The sequence below is a fragment of the Planotetraspora silvatica genome (assembly GCF_016863315.1).
Taxonomy (GTDB): domain Bacteria; phylum Actinomycetota; class Actinomycetes; order Streptosporangiales; family Streptosporangiaceae; genus Planotetraspora; species Planotetraspora silvatica.
This window is the reverse complement of sequence record NZ_BOOQ01000009.1, coordinates 161666-185069: the sequence shown is the minus strand read 5'-3', so window position 1 is coordinate 185069 and position 23404 is coordinate 161666. Positions and strand designations below refer to the sequence as shown.

The 23404-nt window shown below is 70.4% G+C and carries 20 protein-coding genes; 16 read left to right on the top strand and 4 right to left on the bottom strand.

The window, feature by feature from the left end; all coding sequences use genetic code 11:
* Nucleotides 1–107 precede the first annotated feature (107 nt).
* Nucleotides 108–1289, top strand: a complete 1182-nt coding sequence (locus Psi02_RS08505; RefSeq protein WP_203972899.1) for an MFS transporter — start codon at nt 108–110, stop codon at nt 1287–1289.
* A gap of 18 nt (nt 1290–1307) precedes the next feature.
* Here the strand turns inward: Psi02_RS08505 and pdxR are convergent, their stop codons facing one another.
* Nucleotides 1308–2675, bottom strand: a complete 1368-nt coding sequence (gene pdxR, locus Psi02_RS08500) for a MocR-like pyridoxine biosynthesis transcription factor PdxR (protein ID WP_203972898.1) — start codon at nt 2673–2675, stop codon at nt 1308–1310.
* A gap of 67 nt (nt 2676–2742) precedes the next feature.
* Between pdxR and Psi02_RS08495 the strand changes: the two genes are divergently transcribed.
* From Psi02_RS08495 to Psi02_RS08480, 4 genes are all read left to right on the top strand, one after another.
* A complete protein-coding gene (locus Psi02_RS08495) occupies nt 2743–3708 on the top strand; it encodes a DMT family transporter (protein ID WP_239094715.1) in 966 nt (321 codons plus the stop codon).
* A 187-nt stretch (nt 3709–3895) separates the two neighbouring features.
* On the top strand, nt 3896–5566 hold the full coding sequence (locus Psi02_RS08490) for a fumarate hydratase (RefSeq protein ID WP_203972897.1): 1671 nt from the start codon (nt 3896–3898) through the stop codon (nt 5564–5566).
* 293 nt (nt 5567–5859) lie between these two features.
* On the top strand, nt 5860–6108 hold the full coding sequence (locus Psi02_RS08485; protein WP_203972896.1) for a hypothetical protein: 249 nt from the start codon (nt 5860–5862) through the stop codon (nt 6106–6108).
* Entirely contained in the window at nt 6105–6383 is a 279-nt protein-coding gene (locus Psi02_RS08480; protein WP_203972895.1) for a hypothetical protein, read from the top strand. Before Psi02_RS08485 ends, Psi02_RS08480 begins: the two co-directional genes overlap by 4 nt.
* A gap of 59 nt (nt 6384–6442) precedes the next feature.
* Here Psi02_RS08480 and Psi02_RS08475 read toward each other — a convergent pair whose 3' ends face one another.
* Entirely contained in the window at nt 6443–6769 is a 327-nt protein-coding gene (locus tag Psi02_RS08475) for a hypothetical protein (protein WP_203972894.1), read from the bottom strand.
* 362 nt (nt 6770–7131) lie between these two features.
* Here Psi02_RS08475 and Psi02_RS08470 point away from each other — a divergent pair, with 362 nt between their 5' ends.
* From Psi02_RS08470 to Psi02_RS08435, 8 genes are all read left to right on the top strand, one after another.
* A complete protein-coding gene (locus Psi02_RS08470) occupies nt 7132–8295 on the top strand; it encodes a serine/threonine-protein kinase (protein ID WP_203972893.1) in 1164 nt (387 codons plus the stop codon).
* Nucleotides 8296–8337: 42 nt separating this feature from the next.
* Nucleotides 8338–9879, top strand: coding sequence for a serine/threonine-protein kinase (locus Psi02_RS08465; RefSeq protein ID WP_203972892.1), 1542 nt, complete (start codon nt 8338–8340; stop codon nt 9877–9879).
* A 12-nt stretch (nt 9880–9891) separates the two neighbouring features.
* The gene (locus Psi02_RS08460; protein ID WP_203972891.1) at nt 9892–11283 is read left to right on the top strand and encodes a class II fumarate hydratase; all 1392 of its coding nucleotides are present in this window, start codon (nt 9892–9894) and stop codon (nt 11281–11283) included.
* 67 nt (nt 11284–11350) lie between these two features.
* Entirely contained in the window at nt 11351–12112 is a 762-nt protein-coding gene (locus Psi02_RS08455) for a 3-hydroxybutyrate dehydrogenase (protein WP_203972890.1), read from the top strand.
* A 1-nt stretch (nt 12113) separates the two neighbouring features.
* The gene (locus Psi02_RS08450) at nt 12114–13967 is read left to right on the top strand and encodes a helix-turn-helix domain-containing protein (protein WP_203972889.1); all 1854 of its coding nucleotides are present in this window, start codon (nt 12114–12116) and stop codon (nt 13965–13967) included.
* A gap of 78 nt (nt 13968–14045) precedes the next feature.
* Nucleotides 14046–15392 carry an MFS transporter gene (locus tag Psi02_RS08445; RefSeq protein WP_203972888.1) on the top strand — a complete coding sequence of 449 codons (1347 nt, stop codon included), beginning with the start codon at nt 14046–14048 and terminating at the stop codon, nt 15390–15392.
* Nucleotides 15392–16729 (top strand): 3-hydroxybutyrate oligomer hydrolase family protein, encoded by a 1338-nt coding sequence (locus tag Psi02_RS08440; RefSeq protein ID WP_203972887.1) that lies wholly within the window; start codon nt 15392–15394, stop codon nt 16727–16729. The genes Psi02_RS08445 and Psi02_RS08440 overlap by 1 nt, the downstream gene beginning before the upstream one ends.
* Nucleotides 16726–17745 (top strand): alpha/beta fold hydrolase, encoded by a 1020-nt coding sequence (locus Psi02_RS08435; protein WP_203972886.1) that lies wholly within the window; start codon nt 16726–16728, stop codon nt 17743–17745. The genes Psi02_RS08440 and Psi02_RS08435 overlap by 4 nt, the downstream gene beginning before the upstream one ends.
* On the opposite strand, the gene Psi02_RS08430 is transcribed toward Psi02_RS08435, so the two are convergent.
* Complete coding sequence (locus Psi02_RS08430; RefSeq protein ID WP_203972885.1) at nt 17727–19652, bottom strand: glycosyltransferase family 2 protein; 1926 nt, start codon at nt 19650–19652, stop codon at nt 17727–17729. The two genes, Psi02_RS08435 and Psi02_RS08430, sit on opposite strands and share 19 nt — an antisense overlap.
* Before the next feature lie 126 nt (nt 19653–19778).
* Nucleotides 19779–20492 carry an aggregation-promoting factor C-terminal-like domain-containing protein gene (locus tag Psi02_RS08425; RefSeq protein WP_239094714.1) on the bottom strand — a complete coding sequence of 238 codons (714 nt, stop codon included), beginning with the start codon at nt 20490–20492 and terminating at the stop codon, nt 19779–19781.
* A gap of 262 nt (nt 20493–20754) precedes the next feature.
* Here Psi02_RS08425 and Psi02_RS08420 point away from each other — a divergent pair, with 262 nt between their 5' ends.
* From Psi02_RS08420 to Psi02_RS08410, 3 genes are read left to right on the top strand one after another with little or no spacing between them, the layout of a single operon-like run.
* Nucleotides 20755–21429 (top strand): response regulator, encoded by a 675-nt coding sequence (locus Psi02_RS08420; RefSeq protein WP_203972884.1) that lies wholly within the window; start codon nt 20755–20757, stop codon nt 21427–21429.
* On the top strand, nt 21426–22856 hold the full coding sequence (locus tag Psi02_RS08415) for an ATP-binding protein (RefSeq protein WP_203972883.1): 1431 nt from the start codon (nt 21426–21428) through the stop codon (nt 22854–22856). Before Psi02_RS08420 ends, Psi02_RS08415 begins: the two co-directional genes overlap by 4 nt.
* Nucleotides 22853–23395, top strand: coding sequence for a hypothetical protein (locus Psi02_RS08410; RefSeq protein ID WP_203972882.1), 543 nt, complete (start codon nt 22853–22855; stop codon nt 23393–23395). The genes Psi02_RS08415 and Psi02_RS08410 overlap by 4 nt, the downstream gene beginning before the upstream one ends.
* Nucleotides 23396–23404 lie beyond the last annotated feature (9 nt).

The following is a 23404-nucleotide window of genomic DNA, read 5'->3' as shown; positions in this document are numbered from 1 at the left end:
TCGAGACTAAACCGATTCCCGGGGTCGATCACCCGGCCATTGACCGCATGGTCCACGGCTCCTAGTCTGACGGAACTTGAACCCCCCTCATGTTCGTGGAGGCCGCGGTGCCCCAGCCACGCGACCGGCGGGCGCGTCTCGCCACCTTCGCCGTCTTCTTCGTCCAGGGCCTCACGTTCGCCACCCTGCTCACCCAGGTCTCCGCGCTGCAGAAGAAACACGGGCTCACCGACGGCGAGTTGTCGATCCTGCTGCTCGTGGTCCCGGTCATCGCCGGGATCGGCAGCGTGGTGGCGGGAAGCCTCGCGACGCGGTTCGGCAGCCGCTGGATCCTCAGGTTCGTCCAGCCGCTCGCGTGTGTCGCGGTCGTCCTGGCCGGCGCCGCCCCCAACGTCCCGACGCTCGTGGCGGCCAACGTCCTGTTCGGGCTCAGCCTCGGCGGGGTCGACGCGGGCATGAACATGCAGGGCGTCACCGTCGAGCGCCGGTACGGCAGGCCCGTCCTGACGGGCTTCCACGCCCTGTGGAGCGCCGCGGCGGTCATCGGAGCGTTGTGGGCGTCCGCCGCGGGCGGCATGGACCTCGCCCTGCCCGCCACGTTCGCGATCGCCCTGGCACCCGCCGTGGTCATCTCACTGGTCGCCTCCAACTGGCTCTGCACGCCGGAGGAGGAGCACGTGGAGGTGGAGGCCGCGCACGCCGGCCCCCAGGTCCCCTGGAAGGCGATCATCCCGCTCTGCCTCGCGATGGCCTTCCTCTACGTGGGCGACTCGTCGGTCTCCAACTTCGGCTCCGTCTTCATGGACAAGGTCATGCACGCGTCGGCGGCGGTCGTGCCGCTCGCGCTCGGCGCCTACCAGGCGACCACGTTCGTCGTCAGGATCGGCGGCGACCTCGCCGTCCGCAGGTGGGGGCCCGCCTTCATCGTCAGGATCGGCGGAGCGGTCGCCACGCTGGGCTTCGTCGCGATCGTCGTCGCGCCCTCCGAGCCGCTGGCCATCGCCGGCTTCGCGCTGACCGGAATCGGCCTGTCGGTCGTCGCCCCCCAGTCGTTCTCGGCCGCCGGCCGCCTGGACCCCGCGGGGACCGGCGTGGCGATCGCGCGGGTCAACCTGTTCAACTACGTGGGCTTCATCGTCGGCGCCGCCCTGGTCGGCGGCATCGCGGACGCCGCCGACTACCGGATCGCCTTCACCGCGCCGCTCGTGCTCGCCGCCGTGATCATCCTGCTCGCACGGGGTTTCCAGCCTCGTACGGCTCCCGCCGCGACGGCGCCCGCCACCTCCTGAGGCAGGGACCCGGGCGGCCTATCCGAGACGTCCGGCGACCTCCTCGACCGCCCGCAGGATGCGGTGGGCGGGCAGCCGCGCGAATCCGATGACGAGCGCAGGGGACCGACTTCTCGCTCCGTCCCGGGTCACCGGATCGACGCTCAGCCCCGCGGCCCTCGCCGCCTCGGTGACGGCCTCCTGCCTGCCGTCCGGCAGTTCGGCGTAGAGGTGGAGGCCCGCGGAGATCCCGTGCACGGTGATCTCCGGAAGATGCTCGGCGAGGGCGTCCACCAGTGCGTCCCTGCGCACCCGGTACTCCCTGCGCATGCGGCGCAGGTGCCTGTCGTAGCCCCCCGACCCGACGAGGTGGGCGAGCGCGTGCTGGTCGATGACGGGAGAGCCGAGGTCGAGTTCCCCCCTGGCCCGCCGTACCGACCCGGCGATGTGCGGCGGGGCCACCAGCCAGCCGAGCCGCAGCCCGGGGGCGAGCGACTTGCTGACGCTGCCCGCCAGGACGACCCGGCCGGGGGCGAGCCCCTGCAGGCAGCCCACGGGCTCGCGGTCGAAGCGGAAGTCGGCGTCGTAGTCGTCCTCCAGCACCACGGCCCCGGTCCTCGACGCCCAGGCGATCAGCTCGGCCCGCCGGCGGGGAGAGAGCACGACCCCCGTCGGGTACTGGTGCGCGGGCGTGAGAAGGGCGACCTCGGCGCCCGTCCCCGCCAGGTCCTCGATGACCATGCCCTCCTCGTCGACGGGCACCCGGATCAGGTCGGCCCCCGCGCGGGCCAGCAGCGGGAGCTGGCGCGGGCTCGTGGGGTCCTCGACGGCGAGGGCCACCCTGCGCCCCGCCCGCTCCGCCAGGACGCGGATGACCAGGCTGAGCCCCTGCGCCATGCCGGTGACGATCACCAGGTTCTCCGGGGTCGCGTCCGCGGCGCGCACCCGGCGCAGATACGGAGCCAACTGCTCGCGCAACTCCGGGACGCCGCCGGGATCGCCGTAGTCGAGCGCGTCGTTGGGCACCGTCATGAGCACGTGCCTGATCGCGGCAAGCCATGCCTGGCGGGGGAACGCCGCCAGGTCGGGCGAGGTCGGCCGGTGCCCGTAGTACGGCGCGGCCGGCTCGGGCCTGTCGCCCGCGACCGAGGCGGTCTGGCTGGGCGCGGCCGCCACCCGGGTCCCGGCACCGACCCTCGCCTCCAGGAAGCCCTCCGCGACCAGCTGCTCGTAGGCCTCGACGACGACGCCGCGCGACAGTCCGAGGTCCCTCGCGAGGTCCCTGCTGGCCGGAAGGCGGGTGCCCTGGGCCAGGCGCCCCGACCGGATCGACTCTCTCAGCTCGCGGGCGACCTGCCCGGCGAGCCCGCCCGCGCTCCGGTCGAGCGGGAGATGCAGGTCTGCCATTGGTACTCGATTCCACTGCCCGATTGGACCCGTTCAGTGAACCATTGGCTTCCTAGCATCTCCACACGTGACTTCCCTCAGTGAGACCTCTCCCCGTCCCCGGACCATGCCCGCCGCGGCGGGCGCGGCCGCGGCGATGTTCATGGTGGGCACGCTGGCCGCCGTCTCCGGCCTCATCGGCGGCTACCCCCTCTACGGCGGGCAGGCCCTGCGTTATGCGCTCGCCGCCGTGATCCTGCTCGTCGTCGCGAGGGCCCGCGGACCCGTACGGCAGGCGAGGCTCGGGCCGTCCGCCTGGGGGCTGCTCTGCGGCCTGTCCCTGACCGGACTGGTGATCTTCAACGTGTGCGTGATCGAGGCCACCAGGGCGTCGAGTCCCGCGCTGACGGGCACCGTCCTCGCCACGGTGCCGCTGGCGCTCGCCGTCCTCGGCCCGCTCGCACGGGGGTCGGGGCCGTCACTGCCCTCACCGAGGGTGATCGCCGCCGCGCTGGTCGTGGTCGCCGGCGCACTGCTCGCGACGGGCTTCGGCAGCGGCAACCTGCCCGGCTTGATGTGGTCGCTCGGCGCGATCGCCTGCGAGGTCTGCTTCTCGCTCCTCGCGCTGCCCCTGCTGCCCTCGCTGGGCCCGATCCGGGTCTCGGCCTACTCGACGGCCCTCGCCGTCCCGTTCCTGCTGGTCATCGGCTTCGTCATGGACGGGCAGGCCATGTTCAGGATGCCGACGATCCCCGAGGCGCTGGGGCTGGGCTATCTGTCCCTCATCGTGACCACGGTGGCGTTCTTCCTCTGGTACGACTCGCTGCCCCGGCTCGGCGCCGACCGCGCCGGACTGTTCGCCGGGATGATCCCGGTCGGCGCGATCAGCACCTCGGTGGTCCTCGGCCTGGGCCTGCCGTCGGCGCCGGACCTCGCCGGCGCGGCCGTCGTCATCGCCGGGATTTCGCTCGGACTTCGGACGACCGGTTCGAACGCTCGTCGCGGATCTCGTGCAGAACGATCGCGAGCAGCGAGAACGCCAGCGCGACCATGATCCCCGCACCGAAGAAGATCATCATCATGACTTCGGTCCCCATGGCCTCCCCCTCATGCCATCAGGGCTAATTATCCCGTTTTATGACCTTATTGACGTATAAATTCGATCAAAAGAAGGGCGAAGCGGAACCGCGCCGGCAGAGCCGTACGCTGTGGGGAAAACGCGATGACGCAAGGGACCGAGGATGCCCGAGTTCGACTACACCGACCTGCTGCCGCTGGGCCCGGACGAGACGGAATACCGCCTGATCACGACAGAGGGGGTGCGCGTCACCGAGGCGGCGGGACGGAGGTTCCTCGAGGTCGATCCCGAGGCCCTGCGCCTGCTCACCGAGACCGCGGTCCACGACATCTCGCACTACCTCCGCTCCTCCCACCTCGCCCAGTTGCGGAAGATCGTCGACGATCCCGAGTCGAGCGGGAACGACCGTTTCGTCGCGCTCGACCTGCTGAAGAACGCGAGCATCTCGGCGGGCGGCGTCCTGCCGATGTGCCAGGACACCGGCACGGCGATCGTGATGGGCAAGCGCGGCAGGCACGTCCTCACCGACGGGAGCGACGCCGAGCACATCAGCCGCGGCGTGTACGACGCGTACACCAAGCTGAACCTGCGCTACTCCCAGATGGCTCCGCTGACCATGTGGGACGAGAAGAACACGGGCAACAACCTGCCCGCCCAGATCGAGCTGTACGCCGAGGACCCGGCGGGCCACCCGGACGAGTACAAGCTGCTGTTCATGGCCAAGGGCGGCGGCTCGGCCAACAAGTCGTTCCTCTACCAGGAGACCAAGGCCGTCCTCAACGAGAAGCGGATGCTCCAGTTCCTCGAGGAGAAGATCCGCTCCCTCGGCACCGCCGCCTGCCCGCCGTACCATCTGGCGATCGTGGTGGGCGGGACCAGCGCCGAGTTCGCGCTCAAGACGGCCAAGTACGCGTCGGCGCGGTACCTGGACTCCATTCCGACGGAAGGCTCCACGAGCGGTCACGGCTTCCGCGACCTCGAGATGGAGAAGAAGGTCTTCGAGCTCACCCAGAAGCTCGGCATCGGCGCCCAGTTCGGCGGCAAGTACTTCTGCCACGACGTCCGCGTGATCCGGCTGCCCCGGCACGGCGCGTCCTGCCCCGTCGCCATCGCCGTGAGCTGCAGCGCCGACCGCCAGGCCCTGGCCAAGATCACTTCCGAGGGGGTCTTCCTGGAGCAGTTGGAGACCGACCCGGCGAAGTTCCTGCCCGACACGACGGACGAGCACCTGTCCGACGACGTCGTCGCCGTCGACCTCAACCGCCCGATGCCGGAGATCCTCGCCGAGCTCAGCGGGTATCCGGTCAAGACGCGGCTGTCCCTCACGGGACCGCTCGTCGTCGCCCGCGACATCGCCCACGCCAAGATCGCGGAGCTGCTCGACGAGGGTGGCGAGATGCCCGGCTACCTCAAGGACCACGCGGTCTACTACGCCGGCCCGGCCAAGACGCCCGAGGGGTACGCCTCCGGGTCGTTCGGGCCGACCACGGCCGGGCGCATGGACTCCTACGTCGAGCGCTTCCAGGCCGCCGGCGGGTCCATGGTGATGCTGGCCAAGGGCAACAGGTCCAAGCAGGTCACCGACGCGTGCCGGGAGCACGGCGGCTTCTACCTCGGCTCGATCGGCGGCCCCGCGGCACGTCTGGCCCAGGACTGCATCACCAAGGTCGAGGTCCTGGAATACCCCGAGCTCGGCATGGAGGCGGTCTGGAAGATCGAGGTGGTCGACTTCCCCGCGTTCATCGTCGTCGACGACAAGGGCAACGACTTCTTCACCGCACAGCAACCATCACCGACGTTCACCACCATCCCTGTACGCACCTCGGGCGCGTAGGGCCCACGCCTGAGTGCCGCGCTCGGCCGGGTATCCGTGCCCCCCACGGGGCACAGCCCGCCGGAGCGTGGCACCCAGGGCCGAGGGCCACCTCTGTCGCACCCACCCAGATGCGGACCCATTCCGCCAAGGCTCGCGAAGGAGCCGTGCCAGCCGTTCAAAACCCGTACGGCCTACATACGCGGTTTCAGACCAAACGAGGTTGCACGTGGGGCTAAACCAACGGCCATGGCCGGCCTGTGGCAACGACTGCAATTCCACTTAGCGCGGTCACTACGTGCCGCCCCAGCCTCGTGGGGAATTTCGAAATCGGCCATAATCCCATACGCCGCCTGGGAAAGGTCCAGCAGGCAACGTTCTCCACCTGCGGCCAGGCCCAGGTCTTCAGCATCCATGACGACGCCCAACGCATGAGCGAACAGGGCCTTGCCGCGAACAAGCTGTTCGGTTCAGTGGGACAGCTCGGCGGCGAAATATACGAGTACCCGAACAACCCCGACAGCGTTTACCCGTTCTGTGATCATGCGACGATCGACAGGTGACAGTTCGCCTTGAGCACGGCCAACGGCAGTTCCACGTCATGGCCTACCGCGACGCGATATATGACGACGCATGGGCAATCGAACTGGCAGAGCTCGTTGATCAGGAGCTCGGGCCTGCGCTGGTGACTGTGCTTTATCCCAGCGATGGCATCTGCACGGACCCGCAGGTCCTGCTGAAAGACAGCAGCCTTCCGTTGCCGATCTTGACGAGCTTCATTGACGAGGTTGCCCGGGAAGAACGGCGGATACGTGAGGAACCCGAGCCCCGAGGCTGACTGTTTCGAAACGGGCTCAACTTTCGGCACCGCAGGCAGGATAGGTAAGACACGGGGGTCTATTCCGAATAGATGGGGGCCGTGCCGGTCGCCTCCTGCTCCTCGTCCCATTCTTCTACCAGCCACGCGTCGACGCGCACAACGGCAACGTCCAGTCCGGCAGCCTTGAAGGCGTCTCGGATGGAACGCCCGGCGAACGGCGCAACATCCCACAGGGACGGCACGCCTACAGTCATGGTGAACTCGCTCCGGTCCTGCCAGAGCCGAGCCGCGGGCGAATACATCAGAAGTTCACCGGTCACCAGGTCGAGTGTTTCCCGCGCGTCGTCCTCGGACAGGGTCAAGCCCTCGTGGGCGACCCTGACGACGGCCTGATATTCACGCATCGTTTAAACACTCTCCAGGTCAGGAACAGGCCGATCCTCTCGGCTCTTTTCCTCGACCTTAGAGGGAAATACCCGTCCGGCCCCTTCAGGCCCGCCTTCTCGGCGATCTCGGAAAGCTCGGCCATCCGGATGATCACACGGCGAGAACCCTGCTCGGCACATCCAGATCCTGCGCCCAGCCCGACCCGCGACGCGACCGTCAACGACCCGGCCGGTCGCCCGATGCGCTGCCGCTGCTCGCTCCTTACCATCGGTCGTCGCTGACCTACGACCCGCAAGTCAGAACATTTGACAGAAGATCTCAACAATTTCCCGGCATGGTCTCTACAGGTCATGTGGCACGAATCGGTAAGCTGCCACCCATGCGTGCGCCGTCCGGATACCAGTTAGCCGCGCGCTACCGGCTCATGGAGCCGGTCGGCCGCGGCGGCATGGGCACCGTTTGGCGTGCGCGCGACGAGCTTCTCGACCGTGACGTGGCTGTCAAGGAAGTCCGGCTGCCACTGGTCCTCGATGAGGAGTTGCGGGCCGAGCTGTGCGCGCGGACCGAGCGCGAGGGCCGAGCCACCGCCATGGTGGCCCATCCCTCCGTCATCACGGTGTTCGACGTGATCACCGAGGACGAACGTCCGTGGATCGTGATGGAGCTGCTCAAGGCCCAATCCCTCGAGGAGATCGTCAAGCAGGAGGGCCCGCTCGACCCCCGGCACGTGGCGGACATCGGCAGGCAACTGCTGGGCGCGCTGCGCGCCGTCCACGCCAAGGGCATCCTCCATCGCGACGTGAAGCCCAGCAACGTGCTGGTGACCCAGGACCGGACCGTGCTGACGGACTTCGGGCTGGCCGCTCTGGAGGGCGACGTCTCCCTGACCCAGGCGGGCATCGTGCTCGGCTCCGCCGGTTACATCGCGCCCGAGCGGGTGCTGGGCGACAAGGCCAGCCCGGCGGCCGACCTGTGGTCTCTCGGCGCGACGCTCTACACCGCGGTCGAAGGACGCGGCCTGCACGGCCGCCGTTCCGCCGCGGCCGCCCTGGCGGCACTCACCAGCGGCGCGCCGATCCCCATGGAGCGGGCGGGCCCGCTCGCGCCCGTCCTTCGCGGGCTGCTCCAGATCGACCCGGCCGTCCGCCTCGACGCGGTCCGCGCGGCGGTGCTTCTCGCCAGGATCGCCGCCGGCGGGAGCGGGGAGGACCTGAGCCCGCAACCGCACCGGCCGATCCGTCCCCAGGCTTCGACGGCGGTGCCGACGGCTCCGCGCAGGCCACAACACCGGGGGCAGCACCGGGCCGAGCCCCGGCCCGCGCCGGGCGTGGCGCCGCGCAGCTATCCGCGCGACCCTCAGGACTCGGGCCCGCACCAGACCAGGAGCTACCCCCAGAATCCGCGACGACCGGCCGAGGGCGTGCATCGCAAGCCCACCGGACCCACCAGGCATCACTCCGTCGGCGTTCCGGTGATCCAGCGGCTGGTCCAGGTCATCGCGATGGTGCTGCCGCGTCGGTACCGGCCGAAAAAACTCAAGTGACCGGAAGACGCTTCTCAACCGAGAATCGCTATCTTTCTTAATATGCCGGAACAGCAACCGCGGCTGATCGCCGGTCGATACGAGCTGATCACACCCATCGGCCGGGGCACGATGGGCACCGTCTGGCGCGCCTTCGACCGCTCACTCGCACGCGTCGTGGCGCTCAAGCAGATCCGCCAGGACCCGGGGCTCAACCGTGCGCAGCGCGAGGAGCTGCGGGAGCGCATGATCCGCGAGGGCCGGATCGCGGCCCGGGTCCGTCATCCGTCGGTCGCCACGATCCATGACGCCATCGAGGTGGACGGCAGTCCGTGGATCGTCATGGAACTGGTCGACGGGCGATCACTCGAGCAGGTGATCGACGAGGAGGGCCCGCTCCCGCCCCGGCTGGTCGCCCAGATCGGCTACGACCTGCTGGGAGCGCTGCGGGCCGCGCATGCCCAGAACATCCTCCACCGCGACGTGAAGCCCGGGAACGTGCTGCTGACCGACGCGGGCAGGGTCGTCCTGACCGACTTCGGCATCGCCAAGGCGCCCGGCGACAGCCCTCTCACGCGGACCGGCATGGTGATCGGATCGCCGGGGTACACCGCGCCGGAACGGGCCAGAGGCGACTACACCGGTCCCGAGTCGGACATGTGGTCGCTCGGCGCGACGTTGTACTTCGCCGTCGAGGGGCGGCCCGCCTACGAACGGGGCACGGTCCAGGAGACGCTCGCGGCTCTCATGACCGAGACCGCGGACCCGCCGACCCAGGCGGGCCCGCTGCGCCCCGTGCTCGAGGGCCTGCTGAACAAGGACCACACCTTACGGCTCTCGCCCGACAGGGCGGCCGCGATGTTACGCGCGGTGGCCGACACCCCGTCAGGCCGGCCGCACCCCTCCGCGGCTCCCCGTACGGCTTCGCCGTCCCCGGCCCCCCGGACGCCGCCCGCCGCTCCCCGCTCCGCGCCACCTCCCGCTCAGCGCTCCGCGCAGGCACCCCGGCCCGCGCCGCCTGCCTCCCCGCGCTCCGCGTCACACCGGGCGGACGACGAGGGGACGATGGTGATCAAGCGGCCCCTGCCCGGTCCTCCGGGACCGGCGCCCGCCTCCTCGCCGACGTCCGCTTCGGCGAGCCCGCCACCCGGGCCGGCCGCGGCCGGGACTTCTGAGGAGGACACGACGGCCCCCGGCAGGCTGCCGGGTCGCCCCCTTCCGCGTGAGGGTTCAGGCCGTCCCCCCGGTCCGGCCGCTCCCGCCGCGGGGCATCCGGCGCCGCGACCCGCCATGCCGGGGCCGGGCGCACCGCGACCCGCCGCACCGCCACCGGGCGCAGTCCGACCCGCCATGCCGGGGCCGGCGGCTGCGCCTGTCGTGCCGACGCCGCCGCAGGTCTCCGGCCCGCCGCCCGAGCTCCCCGCCCCGTCCGGTGATCGCGGGCTCGGCACGGACCTGTTCGCGATGAGAGGTGATCCCTCCCAGCCGGAGACGGACGGCACCGGGAGGCGTCTCCTCACGGTGCTCGCGATCGCACTCGCCGTCTTCATCGTGCTCGCCGTCGTGGCGGTGGCGGCCTTCGCCGCCGGTCCCGGCGGCACTTGATAGGACTGGGGCATGGACGATTTCCGGATCGAGCACGACTCCATGGGCGAGGTGCGGGTTCCCGCCCGCGCGAAATGGCGGGCGCAGACCCAGCGGGCCGTGGAGAACTTCCCCATCTCAGGCCGCGGGCTAGAGCCCGCGCACATCTCCGCACTCGGGCGGATCAAGGCGGCCTGCGCCACGGTCAACGCCGAGTACGGAGTCATCGACAAAGACCTGGCCGAGGCCGTACGGGACGCGGCGGACGAGGTGGCCGAGGGCCGCTGGAACGACCAGTTCCCCGTGGACGTGTTCCAGACCGGCTCGGGCACCTCGTCCAACATGAACGCCAACGAGGTCGTCGCCACACTCGCGGAGGAGCGGCTGGGACGGCCGGTACACCCGAACGACCACGTCAACGCGGCCCAGTCGTCCAACGACGTGTTCCCCTCCTCGATCCACGTGGCCGCCACCATGGCGGTCGCGCACGACCTGACCCCCGCGCTCGAGCACCTCGCGTCGGCGCTCGAGCAGAAGGCGGCGGAGTTCGCCGACGTGGTCAAGTCGGGCCGCACGCACCTCATGGACGCCACGCCCGTCACGCTCGGCCAGGAATTCGGCGGCTACTCCACGCAGATCGAGCTGGGGATCGAACGGCTGCAGAGCGTGATCCCGCGCCTCGCCGAGCTGCCCCTGGGCGGCACGGCCGTCGGCACCGGCATCAACGTCCCCGCCCCCGACTGGGCGGCCACCGTCATCGCGGAGCTGAGCCGCACGACCGGTCTCCCGTTCACCGAGGCCAGGAACCACTTCGAGGCGCAGGGCGCCAGAGACGGCCTGGTCGAGCTCTCGGGTGCGCTGCGGGTGGTCGCGGTCTCCCTCAACAAGATCGCCAACGATCTCCGCTGGATGGGCTCGGGTCCGCGGGCGGGCCTGGGGGAGATCAACCTTCCCGATCTCCAGCCGGGTTCCTCGATCATGCCGGGCAAGGTGAACCCGGTCATCCCCGAGGCGGTCACGATGGTGGCCGCGCAGGTCGTCGGCAACGACGCGACGATCGCGATGGCCGGGGCCTCCGGCGCGTTCGAGCTCAACGTGATGCTCCCGGTCATGGCGCGCAACGTGCTGGAGTCCATCAGGCTGCTGGCGAACGTCTCGCGACTGCTGGCCGACCGGTGCGTCAGCGGGATCACCGCCAACGCCGACCGGCTCAGGGAGTACGCCGAGTCGTCCCCGTCCATCGTCACCCCGCTGAACCGGTACCTCGGGTACGAGGAGGCCGCGAAGATCGCCAAACAGGCGCTCGCGGAGCGCAAGACGATCAGGCAGGTCGTCGTCGAGCGCGGCCACGTCGCCGACGGCACGGTGTCGGAAGCGCAACTCGACGAGATCCTCGACGTGCTCTCCATGACCCGGCCCACATAGGAGGACGACGATCTATGTCTGCCGCCCCCATGGGCCGGACCGGCCGCGATTCCTAGGGTGAATCGTCATGAGCCTTGAAGGGCGTACCGCTCTGGTGACGGGTGCGGGCAGCGGCATCGGCCGGGCCTGCGCCCGCCGGCTGGCCGGCGAGGGCGCGCACGTGATCGTCGCCGACGTGAACGGCGACGCCGCGAAACAGGTGGCCGCGGAGGTCGGCGGCGCCCCCCTCGTCGTCGACCTGTCCGACCCCGCCTTCCTGACCGCCTGGCAGGACCAGCTGGGCGGCGAGATCTCCGCCGACATCGTGGTCAACAACGCGGGTTTCCAGCACGTCGCGCCGATCGAGGAGTTCCCTCCCGAGACCTTCTCGAAGATCCTCCGGGTCATGGTCGAGGCGCCCTTCCTGCTGGCCAGGGCCATGTTGCCCGGTATGTACGAGCGAGGCTGGGGACGGGTCGTCAACATCTCCTCGGTGCACGGCCTGCGCGCCTCGCCGTACAAGTCGGCCTATGTGACGGCCAAGCACGCACTCGAGGGACTCTCGAAGGTGATCGCGCTCGAAGGGGCGCCGCACGGCGTCACGTCGAACTGCGTGAACCCCGCCTACGTCCGCACCCCGCTCGTGGAGAACCAGATCGCCGACCAGGCGCGGACCCACGGCATCAGCGAGGACGAGGTCGTGGAGCAGGTCATGCTCGCGCCGGCGGCGATCAAGCGGCTGATCGAGCCCGACGAGGTCGCCGCGATGGTGGCCTACCTGTGCGGCCCGCAGGGGTCGTTCATCACCGGGGTGTCGATCCCGCTCGACGGAGGATGGAGCGCGCGCTGACGTGAACGTCTACCTCGAACTCCTGGTCAGGGAGGCTTCGGCCGTGGAGTTCGAGGGGCCGGTCCTGCAGGCGCGCGCGGCCGGCGCCGACTCCGCGACGCTCGACGACCTGGAGCAGGCCAAGGTCGCCGCGCTCAAGGTCCGTGCGATGTTGCGCAGGAGGGCCAAGCGGGAGGCCGAACTGTCGGCCCTGTTCGACACGGCGAGCGACCTCGCCGGGCTGAGCGACCTCGACGCGGTGCTCGAGGCGATCGTGCACCGGGCCCGGCTGCTGCTCGGCACCGACATCGCCTACATGACGCTGAACGACCCGGAGCACGGCGACACCTACATGCGGGTGACGGACGGTTCCATCTCCGCGCACTTCCGGCGGGTACGGCTGGCCATGGGCGCCGGCCTCGGCGGACTCGTCGCGCAGACGGGCATGCCGTACAACACGGCGGACTACTTCGACGACCCGCGCTTCCGGCACACGAACACGATCGACGAGGCGGTGCACGAGGAGGGCCTGGTGGCCATTCTCGGCGTCCCGCTCCGCATCGGCGCCCAGGTGATCGGCGTGCTGTTCGCCGCCAACCGGAGCGCCCGGCCGTTCCTCCAGGAGGAGGTGGCGCTGTTGGTCTCGCTGGCCGCGCACGCCGCCGTCGCGATCGACAACGCCCGGCTGCTGCAGGAGACCAGGGCCGCCCTGGCGGAGCTGAGCCAGGCGAACGGTCTGATCCGCGCGCACAGCGAGGCCATCGAGCGGGCGGCGGACGCCCACGACCGGATGACCGGCCTCGTCCTGCGGGGCGGCGGCGTGGAGGACGTCGCGGCCGTCGTGACCGAGGTGCTCGGCGGCAGCCTGACCGTCCTCGACGACGAGGGCCGGCCGCTCGTCGGGCAGGCGGGCGACCTGGACGCGGGAGTGTTCGACGCGGCCCAGTCGTCGCGCGCGCTCGGCCGTACGGTCAAGAGGGGCGACGCGTTCGTGGCCTCGGTCGACGTCGGCGCGGCGCCGCTGTGCACGCTGGTGTTGCGGACCGACAGCCCGGTCTCCGACACCGACCAGCGCATCCTGGAGCGGGCGGCCCTGGTGACCGCACTGTTGCTGCTGTTCAGGCGCAGCGTGTCCGAAGCCGAGGGCAGGGTACGCGGCGAGCTTCTCGACGACCTCATCTCCCGGCCCGACCTCGGCGGCCTGCGTGACCGGGCACGCAGGCTCGGCGTGGACCTCGGCGCCCCGCACGTGCTGATCGTCGCCCGGCACGAGGGGCAGCGGGAGCGCGCCGCGTTCTGGGCATCGTCGCAGGCGTCCGTCGCCCACGGTCTGGCCGCCGCGCGCGGTGACGAGGTCGTCCTGCTGCTCCCCGGCGACAAGCCGGGCCTGATGGCGCGCCGAGCCGCGGCCGAGCTGAGCGCCTCCCTCGGGCGTCCGGCGACGGCGGGCGCCGCGGCGGGCAGCCCCGCTCCGGTGGCGGAGGCCTACCGCGAGGCCCAGCGCTGCGCCGACGCGCTGATCTCTCTCGGGCGCACGGGCGACGGGGCGAGCGCGGAGGAACTCGGCTTCGTCGGCCTGCTGATCGGCGAGGGCCGCGACGTCGCCGGCTTCCTCGTCTCGGCTCTCGGCCCGGTGCTCGACTACGACACGCGGCGCGGGACCGCCCTGGTCAAGACGTTGACGGCCTACTTCGGCGTGGGCGGCTCCCTGTCCCGTACGGCTGACGCGCTGCACATCCACGTCAACACGGTGACCCAGCGGCTCGACCGGGTGGGGCAACTCCTCGGCGGCGACTGGCAGGAGCCCGAGCGTGCCCTGGAGATCCAGCTCGCCCTGAGACTGCACCGCCTGCGCACCCACATGCCCGACGCCTGAGGTGTGTGTGGAGGCCCCATAGGAGTGATCCGGGTCACTGCGTACGTTGGCCGGAACCCCCCATGCGAGGAGTTCGAGATGGTCAGCACATCGCCACCCCGCACCCGGATCGGCAAGATCGTCGGCGCCAGCCTGATCGGTACCACGATCGAGTGGTACGACTTCTTCCTCTACGGCTCCGCGGCCGCGCTCGTCTTCAACAAGCTGTTCTTCCCCACGCAGGACGCACTCACGGGCACGTTGTTCTCCTTCCTCACCTACGCCGTGGGATTCGCCGCCCGCCCGCTCGGCGGGCTGGTCTTCGGCCACTACGGCGACCGGCTCGGCCGCAAGCGACTGCTCGTCATCAGTCTCCTGATGATGGGCGGCGCGACGTTCCTGATCGGTCTCCTGCCCACCTACGCCACGCTGGGCGCCGGAGCCGCCGTCCTGCTGACCCTGCTCCGGCTGATCCAGGGCTTCGCCCTCGGCGGCGAATGGGGCGGCGCGGTGCTGCTCGTCTCCGAGCACGGCGAGCCCCGCAACCGCGGCTTCTGGGCCTCGTGGCCGCAGGCCGGCGCCCCGGGCGGCAACCTGATCGCCACCGGCGTGCTCGCGCTGCTCACCGCCGTCCAGCCCGACGACGCCTTCCTCGCCTGGGGATGGCGGATCCCGTTCCTGCTGTCCGGCGTGCTCGTGCTGATCGGCCTGTGGATCCGGCTCACCGTCACCGAGTCCCCCGTCTTCCAGGAGGCGCTCGCCAAGCAGGACAAGGCGCCGTCGATGCCCATCCTCGACGTGTTCCGCTACCACTGGCGTGACGTCGTCCTCGCGATCGGCGCCCGGCTGGTCGAGAACATCTCCTACTACGTCATCACCGCCTTCATCCTGGTGTACGCGGTGGAGGCGGCCGGCCTGTCCAAGCAGACCGCGCTCAACGCGGTGCTGATCGCCTCGGCGATCCACTTCGTCACGATCCCGCTGTGGGGCGCGCTCTCCGACAGGGTCGGCCGCCGGCCCGTCTACCTGTTCGGCGCCGCCGCGATGGGCCTGTGGGCGTTCGCCTTCTTCCCGCTGATCGACACGAAGTCGTTCTTCCTGGTCACACTCGCCGTGACCGTCGGCTTGATCTTCCACGGCGCGATGTACGGACCGCAGGCGGCGTTCTTCTCCGAGATGTTCGGGACCCGCATGCGCTACTCGGGCGTGTCGATCGGCTACCAGCTCGCCTCGATCGTGGCCGGCGCGCTCGCCCCGATCATCGCCGTCGCCCTCCTCGGCGCCTACGACTCCGGCCTTCCCGTCTCCATCTACGTGGCGGGCGCGGCCGTGCTCACCCTGCTCGCGGTCTACCTGTCCAAGGAGACCCGCGACCGCGATCTGACCGCCATCGAGGCGACCTCGACCCCCGGCCAGCTGCCCGTCCACATCGTGAAGGAGGCCTGATGTCCCGCCGTGTCCAGGGGCTGCTCATCGCCGCGGTGGTCGCGGCCGCCGGGCTCACCGCCGCCCCCGCCTCCGCCTCCTCGTGCCGGTCGATCGCCGTGCCGGGAGCCGAGCACCAGATCAGCGCCTGCCTCGACGACCTGACCACCAAGGGCACCCTGGTCTCGGGCCACACCGACGTGACCGACTGGTCCGGGCTCAACTCCGCCGGAGCCGTGAACCCGAGCGGCGTGCCGGGCACGCAGATCGACGGCTACTTCCCCGACACCTCGACCGGGGACACCAACCACGGGTGGAACCACGACTCGCAGTTCGTCATCCGGCTCCCCGAGCACTGGAACGGCGGCCTGGTCGTCGCGGGGTCGCCGGGCAACAGGGAGACCTACGCCAACGACTTCACGATCTCCGACTGGGCGCTCGCCAAGGGCTACGCCTACGCGGCGACCGACAAGGGCAACGTCGGCGCCACGTTCTACCTCGACGGCAAGCGCCCCGGCGACGCGGTCGCCGAGTGGAACGACCGGGTCAGCCAGCTCGCCGTCGCGGCCAAGAAGGTCGTCAAGAAGAGGTACGGCAAGGCGCCGAAGACCTCCATCGTCGCCGGCCAGTCCAACGGCGGCTACCTCGTGCGCTGGCAGCTCGAGAACCGTCCCGACCTGTGGGACGGCGGCGTCGACTGGGAAGGCGTGTTGTGGAAGGCCGACGGGCCCAACCTGCTGACGTTCCTGCCGGCGGCGCTGCGGGCCTACCCCTCGGGTGACACTCAGGGCATGCTCACCGCGGGCTTCGCGCCCGGCTCCGAGTTCCTGTGGCCCTTCCACTACCAGATCTACTGGGACCTCACCCAGCGGATCTTCCGCGAGGAGTTCGACCCGGACTTCGACGGCGTCACCCAGGCGGGCACGCCGTACTGCGCCACGGGCACGCCCGCCTGCGACACCGACTACGACTACGCGTCCAGGCCCCAGAGCGTGCACCAGGCCGTGGAGAGGGTCTCCCTCACCGGCAAGATCAAGCGCCCGCTGATCACCGTGCACGGCACTCTGGACACCTTGCTCCCCATCAGCCAGGATTCGGACGTCTACGCCAACATGATCGCCGACCACCACCGTGACGGCCTGTTCCGGTACTACCGGATCGAGGACGGCAACCACGTCGACGGTCTGTACCCCGCCTATCCCGACCAGCTCCGCCCGCTGCTGCCGTGCTTCCGCAGCGCCTTCACCGCTCTCGAGCGGTGGATCGGCACCGGCGCGCCGCCCCCCGCCAGCCGTACCGTTCCCCGCCCGACCACGGGCGACCTGGAAAACACCTGCTCTCTCGGAGCCACGCAATGAGTTCATCGATCTCGTCCGAGCGCGTCACCACGCCGCGCCTGACCCTCAACGTCGTCTCGGTGCCGGAGGCGACGGGCGACCCCGTCGTGTTCGTCCACGGCAACGTCTCGTCGAGCACGTTCTGGCACTCCACCATGACGGCGATCGCCGGGCGGTTCCGGCCGCTCGCCCTCGACCTGCGCGGGTTCGGCGATTCCGACCCGGAACCGGTGGACGCGTCCCGCGGCGTGCGGGACTACTCCGACGACGTGCTGTCGTTCCTCGACACGATCGGGCCGGCGCATCTCGTCGGCTGGAGCCTGGGCGGAGCCGTCGTCATGCAGGCGCTCCGCGACCGGCCTGAGGCCGTCAGGAGCCTCACGCTGGTCAACCCCTGCTCACCGTACGGCTTCGGCGGGACGCAGGGTCCCGAGGGGGCGCTCAACCACCCCGACGGCGCCGGATCGGGCGGCGGGGCCGCCAACCCGGACTTCGTCGCGGCGATCAAGGCCCGTGACCTGACGGCGGACTCGCCCATCTCCCCCCGCTCCGTGCTCCGGGCCGCCTACGTGGCCCCCGGCACGGACCTGGGCGAGGAGGAGGACGCGTTCGTGGAGTCGATGTTGTCCACCCGCATCGGCGACGACCACTATCCGGGCGACTCCGCCGCCACCGACGCGTGGCCGGGCCTCGCGCCGGGCAAGCGGGGCGTGCTCAACACCCTCGCCCCGACCAACTTCCGCATCGACGACCTGCACACGATCGATCCCAAGCCGCCGATCCTGTGGATCAGAGGAGCGCAGGACGTGATCGTCTCAGATACGTCGCTGTTCGACCTCGCGCACCTGGGCGCGATCGGCGCGGTCCCCGGCTGGGACGGCACCCCGGCCCAGCCGATGATCGCCCAGACGCGAGCGGCCCTGGACCTCTACGGCGCCTACCGCGAGGTGGTCATCGAGGGCGGCGGCCACGGCCCCCAGATCGACAGTCCCGCCGAGTTCCGCGAGGCGCTCCTGGCTCACCTGCTCGAACGGTAACGAAGGATCCGCCGCGCGATCCTCCTGAGAAGCGACGGCGCGGGCCGCATTCCGGCGGGCAGGACGCTCACCTGCCCGCCGCGGCCCACCGTCAGGCCGAACAGCAGGTCGACGTCCTTCTCGTCCATCCGCAGGCTCGGCCGCCAGGATCCCGGCCCGATGCTGTCGTCCCCGCCCATCCGGCTCACCGGCACCTTCGCGATGAGCTGCCCGGCCAGGCGCCCGGGGATCCCCGGCTCGACGAGCGCGGGCACCGCCATGCTCCGGCCGCGTCCGTCCCGCTCGCGCAGCACCAGTTCCGCCGGCGGTCCCCCACTGGGCGGCACGTACGGCACGGGCACGACGACGAAGACGTGGCCCTCCTGGTGGGCGACCGAGGTCCTCGACGACACGAGCGCGATCGATTCGGGGAACGACTTGGGCTCCACGCAGACGCTGAGCTCGCCGCGCTCCGACCAGCACGGCACGACCAGCCGGCGGGGGTCCTCCGCGAGCACCCCCGCGCAGTTCATCGGCGCGTCGGGCCGGGCGACGCGGGTGCGGCCGGGATGCACGCCGCGCATCCGCACGTGGACCTCCCACACGCCCGGGCGCAGCGGCCTGCCCAGCGCGGCCGATCCCACGTCCAGCCGGGCCTCGCCGCTCGCCCAGACGCGCACCTGGTCCCCCACGGCGGCCCTGCCGACCGTGCTGGTCACCGGGAGGAAGTACATGACGCCGGTCTCCGCGTCGCGGATGTAGACCTCCATCCGGGCCTTGTCCGCCGCCTGGGTGACGTCGGCCGCCTCCTGGTCGAGCAGCCCGTGCATCGGCACCATGGGCGTCCAGAACAGCCGCCCTCCCTCCGACCGGAACCGCAGCGGGCTCCCGTCCGCGCGCACGATCTCGACGCCGAGGTCGAGGGCCAGCACGCTCTGCTCCCAGCGCACGTCGCGCAACTCGGCGCGCAGCCGCGTGCCCTGGAACGCCGCGGCGAGCTCGATGAGCGTCTGCATCCTGCCGTGGCGGAGCAGTGCCACCCGAGCCCTCAGATGGACGGGGAGGTAGGTGTCCAGGGCCGGCGGGAAACGCTCGACGGTGAGGCGGTACAGCAGGGAGAACAGGATCGTGCGCTCGTCGTCGGGGGTCGCCAGGAAACGGCTCCCGCCGAGGCGGCGCAGCCCCAGCACCCGGTACCAGTGGGCGTAGATGCGGTCACGCTGCCGGCCCGGCCCGGTGTGGGCGTCGACGACGTCGAGGATCGCGTGCAGCCCGTCGAACAGCGCCTCGGGGTCCGGCGACTCGTCCTCGATCGGCCCGAGATGGCAGCAGATCTCCTCGGCCAAAATCGCGACCACCTTCGCCGCCAGGTACGCCCTGGTCACGAATGACGGCTCGGACAAGGGGCGGTCGGGGAAGCGCAACTGGTGGGACTCGACGAACTCGCGGCTGAACAGCTTGTGCGCCGTCGGCAACGCCAGCAGGTGGTCGCGCAGGACGTCGGCGCGAGGCTGGTTCCGGGTGAAGGCCGACAGCGGCGGACCGCCGTCCACCACCCTGCCGACCAGCACGTCCGCGTCGGCCTCCACCGCCATGCCGTACATGTGCTCCAGCGCGGCGGGCTCCAGCCGGTCGTGCTGGTTCATCAGGTAGACGTAGTCGCCGCAGGCGACCGACAGGCCCACGTTGCGCGCGCGGGCGAGGGAGCCGTTGTGGTCCAGATGCAGCACGCGGACGTTGGGCCGGTTCGCGGCGATCGCGTCGAGCCGCTTGCGCGCGCCGTCCGTCGATCCGTCGTCCGCGAAGATCACTTCGTACTCTTCCGGCGGGAGCGACTGCTCGAGGAGCGAACGCACGCACGCGCCGAAGGCGTCATCCGCCAGCCCGGGGTTGAACACGGGCACAACCACGCTGACCTTCACACCCATGAGGCCAAGGGTGCAGTGCAGACCGGCGGTATCCCCTCAGGCTTGCCGAAAGGTCGACCAAATCTGACCAGAGAATGGACGCCTCACCGGTGTGAACGGACCGGCGGAAGGCTGGGCGGATTCGGTCTAGTACCAGCCGGTCGACTGGGAGTGCGCCCATGCTCCGCAGGGCGACTTGTACCGGCCGGCGATGTACCCGAGCCCCCACTTGATCTGCGTGGCGGGGTTGGTCTGCCAGTCGGATCCCGCGCTGGCCATCTTGCTGCCGGGCAGGGACTGGGGGATGCCGTACGCGCCGCTGTAGCGGTTCATCGCCCGCTGGTTCCAGTGGCTCTCACGGTCCCACAGCTTCTCCAGGCAGCCCCACTCGCTGCTCCAGCCGCGAGCGTCGGCCATCTGCTTGCCGAGCGCCTTGTTGCTGCCGGGGTCCGGCGTTGAGCCGGGCGGGAAGTTCGCCGGGGAGAAGCCGCCGCCGCCGGGGGCCTTGGGGACGATCTTCACGGGGTCGAGGTCGGCCTTGCGGTTGTCCGTGAGCTCTTTCAGCTTGGCCTGCTTGAGCGCCTGGACGGCATGCGCCTTGAGCGCGTCGTTCTCCGGGTTGGGCGCGTAGGGATCGCTGTTGGCGATGTCCTGGAGGGTGAGCACGTTCCTCGGGGCCTTCGCGTTGTCCATGGCCGTGCGCACGACGTAGGCCGTGCCGCCGGCGAGGACCGCGATCGTGACGCCGATGATGGCGACCCGCTTGGGGGTGACCCAGCCGGGCTTCGATTGGACGTCGGGGCGCTTCGAACGAGAGCGCGACCCGGGCGGACGATCCCTCAGCTGCTGACCAGAGCTCACGGCACCTGAGCTTGCCCTGTCTTGGGGGGTGTTGCGCAACCGAATCGTGAAACCCAGTTGGTGTTCTCTTGACCTAACCGGCCCGCTACATGGACTTTCCATAGAAATGTGATTTTGGTCACATCACCCGTAAATCCCGTCACAGCGGACCCGACAGGATGCCCTTTCCAGCTTGCCCTCGTTTCGTCGGGATCATGTGCGCCCGATGTCACAGTTTCATGTCGAAGATGGGAGAACGTCCGGACCGAACCATAATGACCGCGTGGCAGGCATCCTCCTCGTCGAAGACGACCCCTCCGTCCGCACCGGGCTCGAACTGGCGCTCACCCGCCAGGGCCACTCGGTGACGACGTTCGCGACGGGTGAGGAGGCGCTCGACCATGTGCGAGCGCGGAGGCCCGAGATCGTCATCCTCGACGTGATGCTCCCCGGCATAGACGGGGTGGAGGTCTGCCGCCGCATCCGCAAGCTCGACTCGCTGCCGATCATCCTGCTGACCGCGCGGGGCGACGATCTCGACGTGGTCGTGGGGCTGGAGGCGGGCGCCGACGACTACGTGGTCAAGCCCGTCGAGCCGCGGGTTCTCGACGCCCGCATCCGGGCGATCCTGCGGAGACTCGAGTCCGCGTCCGCCGACCGCGTCAGCTTCGGCGACCTGGTGATCGACCGGGGCGCCCTCAAGATCAGTCTGAACGGCCGCGAGATCCATCTCACCCCGACCGAGCTGCGCCTCCTGCTCGAACTCGTCCGCCATTCGGGTCAGGTGCTCAACCGCCGCTACCTGCTGCGCGCCGTCTGGGACCACACCCACGTCGCGGACTCGCGACTGGTCGACGCGTGCGTGCAGCGGATCCGGGCCAAGATCGAGCCGGTGCCCGCCGACCCGGTCTTCATCCACACGGTCCGCGGGTTCGGGTACCGCTTCAGCCCGCCATGACCTGGGTGCCCACCGGGCTCCGGGCCCGGTTGGTGATCACCTTCCTCCTGGTGGCGGTGACGGCGTCCGCCATGGTCGCGGGTCTCGGCTACCAACTCGTCCGGAGAGAACTGCTCGACCGTGCCGAGCGGGCCGCCGTCGCCGACGTGCGCGACACGCTCTCCACGGTCACCCTGCCCGTCGGGGCCAGCGACGTCGTGTGGCCGAGTGACTCCACCGTCACCGACGACGACCTGGCCGGCCTGGTCAACGCGCTCAGCGGTCCCGGCCGCACGGTGATCATGACCTACGGGGACCTCCAGCACACGAGCCCGGGCGGTCGCTTCACCATGAGCGACGTCCCCGACCAGCTCCGCTGGCAGGCCGGCAGGCGGCTGGTCTACCAGCGCCTGCGTATCGGGAACCAGCCGTGGCTGCTCGTGGCCACCCAGATCCAGCGGGTCAACCAAAGCGGCGCCAAGCGGGCCACGGGGCTCACGGCGTACGTCTTCGTGTCCCTGGCCGAGGAGGAGGGCGTCCTGTTCCGCCTCCGCAACGCCCTGGCGCAGGCGGGAGGCATCACGCTGACGATCGCGCTGACCGTGGCCCTGGTGTCGGCGCGCCGGGTGCTGCTGCCCGTACGGAGACTCGGCGTGGCCGCCCGGGCGCTGGGGTCCGGCGACCTGCACGTCAGACTCCCCGTCCGGGGCAAGGACGAACTGGCGGAGCTCACCGCGACCTTCAACGAGACGGCCGCGGCCCTGGAGCACACGGTCTCGGAACTGCGCACGCTGGAGTCGCTGTCCCGCCGCTTCGTCGCCGACGTCTCCCACGAACTGCGCACTCCGCTGACCGCCATGACGGCGGTGACCGACATGCTGACCGAGGACGCCGCAGGGCTGCCCGACGACGCGGGCGAGGCGATGCTCATCGTGGTCCGCGAGATCGACAGGCTCCGCGTGCTGGTGGAGCACCTGATCGAGATCAGCCGTTTCGACTCCGGCGCGGCCGTGCTGCGGAAGGAGAGCGTCGACGTGGGCGACTGCCTGGCCGACTCCCTGGAGATGCGCGGGTGGGCTGACCAGGTGAAACTCACCATGCCCGTCGGGCTGACGTTCTCCCTGGACCCACGCCGGTTCGACGTGATCGTGGCCAACCTCGTGGGCAACGCGCTCCAGCACGGCTCGCCGCCCGTGCTTGTACGCGCCCGCGTCGACAGGCAAGGACTGGAGGTGACGGTGCGCGATCACGGAAGGGGCATCCCCGAGCAGGCGCTGCCCCACGTCTTCGACAGATTCTTCAAGGCCGGGTCCGACCGGGCGAGAAGCGTCGGCAGCGGTCTCGGGCTCGCGATCGCCAAGGCCAACGCGGAGTTGCACAACGGCACCATCACCGTGGAGCGGCGCGAGCCCGGCACCCTCTTCCGGCTCGGGATCCCCCGGTCATGAGAGGCGCCCGGGCGTTCCTGGTCGCCTTGACGGCCGCCGTGGTCGCGGCGTGCGGCGTGCCGCCGACGGGCGTCGTCGACACCGGCCCCGCCCCCATCGCGCGCGGGGCGTCGAGTCTCACCAGGATCTATCTCGTCCGCGACGGGCGACTCCAGCTGACGAACGTCGCCGTGGGCTCCGCCCACGTCAACGACCTGATGGCCACCCTGTTCAAGGCGGGCGCCCAGCCCGCCGACAGGCTGACCACGGCGCTGGACGGGCTTCATCTCGCCGAGGTGCAACTGGTCCGCTACGCGCCCGACCCGAGCAGCCGCAACGACCCGGACAACACGGTGACCCTGCGCATGCGCGTGTTCGTCAGCGGCCTGAAGATTTCCAGGATCGCCATGGCCCAGATCACCTGTACGGCACGGCTGCGCTCGGAGGTCTGGGCCGTGGAGATCGCGCACGGCACTCCCGGCGACACGGGACCCCTGAAGGTCCACACGTGCCGGGAGTACTGGGATCTGGCCCCCAAGAACGGCCATCTCCCCCCGTGACGTTCGATC

Coding starts and splice junctions, on each gene's coding strand:
- pdxR (WP_203972898.1), bottom strand. CDS start 2,675: ATGGCAGACCTGCATCTCCCGCTCGACCGGAGCGCGGGCGGGCTCGCC.
- Psi02_RS08490 (WP_203972897.1), top strand. CDS start 3,896: ATGCCCGAGTTCGACTACACCGACCTGCTGCCGCTGGGCCCGGACGAG.
- Psi02_RS08475 (WP_203972894.1), bottom strand. CDS start 6,769: ATGCGTGAATATCAGGCCGTCGTCAGGGTCGCCCACGAGGGCTTGACC.
- Psi02_RS08470 (WP_203972893.1), top strand. CDS start 7,132: ATGCGTGCGCCGTCCGGATACCAGTTAGCCGCGCGCTACCGGCTCATG.
- Psi02_RS08465 (WP_203972892.1), top strand. CDS start 8,338: ATGCCGGAACAGCAACCGCGGCTGATCGCCGGTCGATACGAGCTGATC.
- Psi02_RS08460 (WP_203972891.1), top strand. CDS start 9,892: ATGGACGATTTCCGGATCGAGCACGACTCCATGGGCGAGGTGCGGGTT.
- Psi02_RS08455 (WP_203972890.1), top strand. CDS start 11,351: ATGAGCCTTGAAGGGCGTACCGCTCTGGTGACGGGTGCGGGCAGCGGC.
- Psi02_RS08445 (WP_203972888.1), top strand. CDS start 14,046: ATGGTCAGCACATCGCCACCCCGCACCCGGATCGGCAAGATCGTCGGC.
- Psi02_RS08440 (WP_203972887.1), top strand. CDS start 15,392: ATGTCCCGCCGTGTCCAGGGGCTGCTCATCGCCGCGGTGGTCGCGGCC.
- Psi02_RS08435 (WP_203972886.1), top strand. CDS start 16,726: ATGAGTTCATCGATCTCGTCCGAGCGCGTCACCACGCCGCGCCTGACC.
- Psi02_RS08430 (WP_203972885.1), bottom strand. CDS start 19,652: ATGGGTGTGAAGGTCAGCGTGGTTGTGCCCGTGTTCAACCCCGGGCTG.
- Psi02_RS08415 (WP_203972883.1), top strand. CDS start 21,426: ATGACCTGGGTGCCCACCGGGCTCCGGGCCCGGTTGGTGATCACCTTC.
- Psi02_RS08410 (WP_203972882.1), top strand. CDS start 22,853: ATGAGAGGCGCCCGGGCGTTCCTGGTCGCCTTGACGGCCGCCGTGGTC.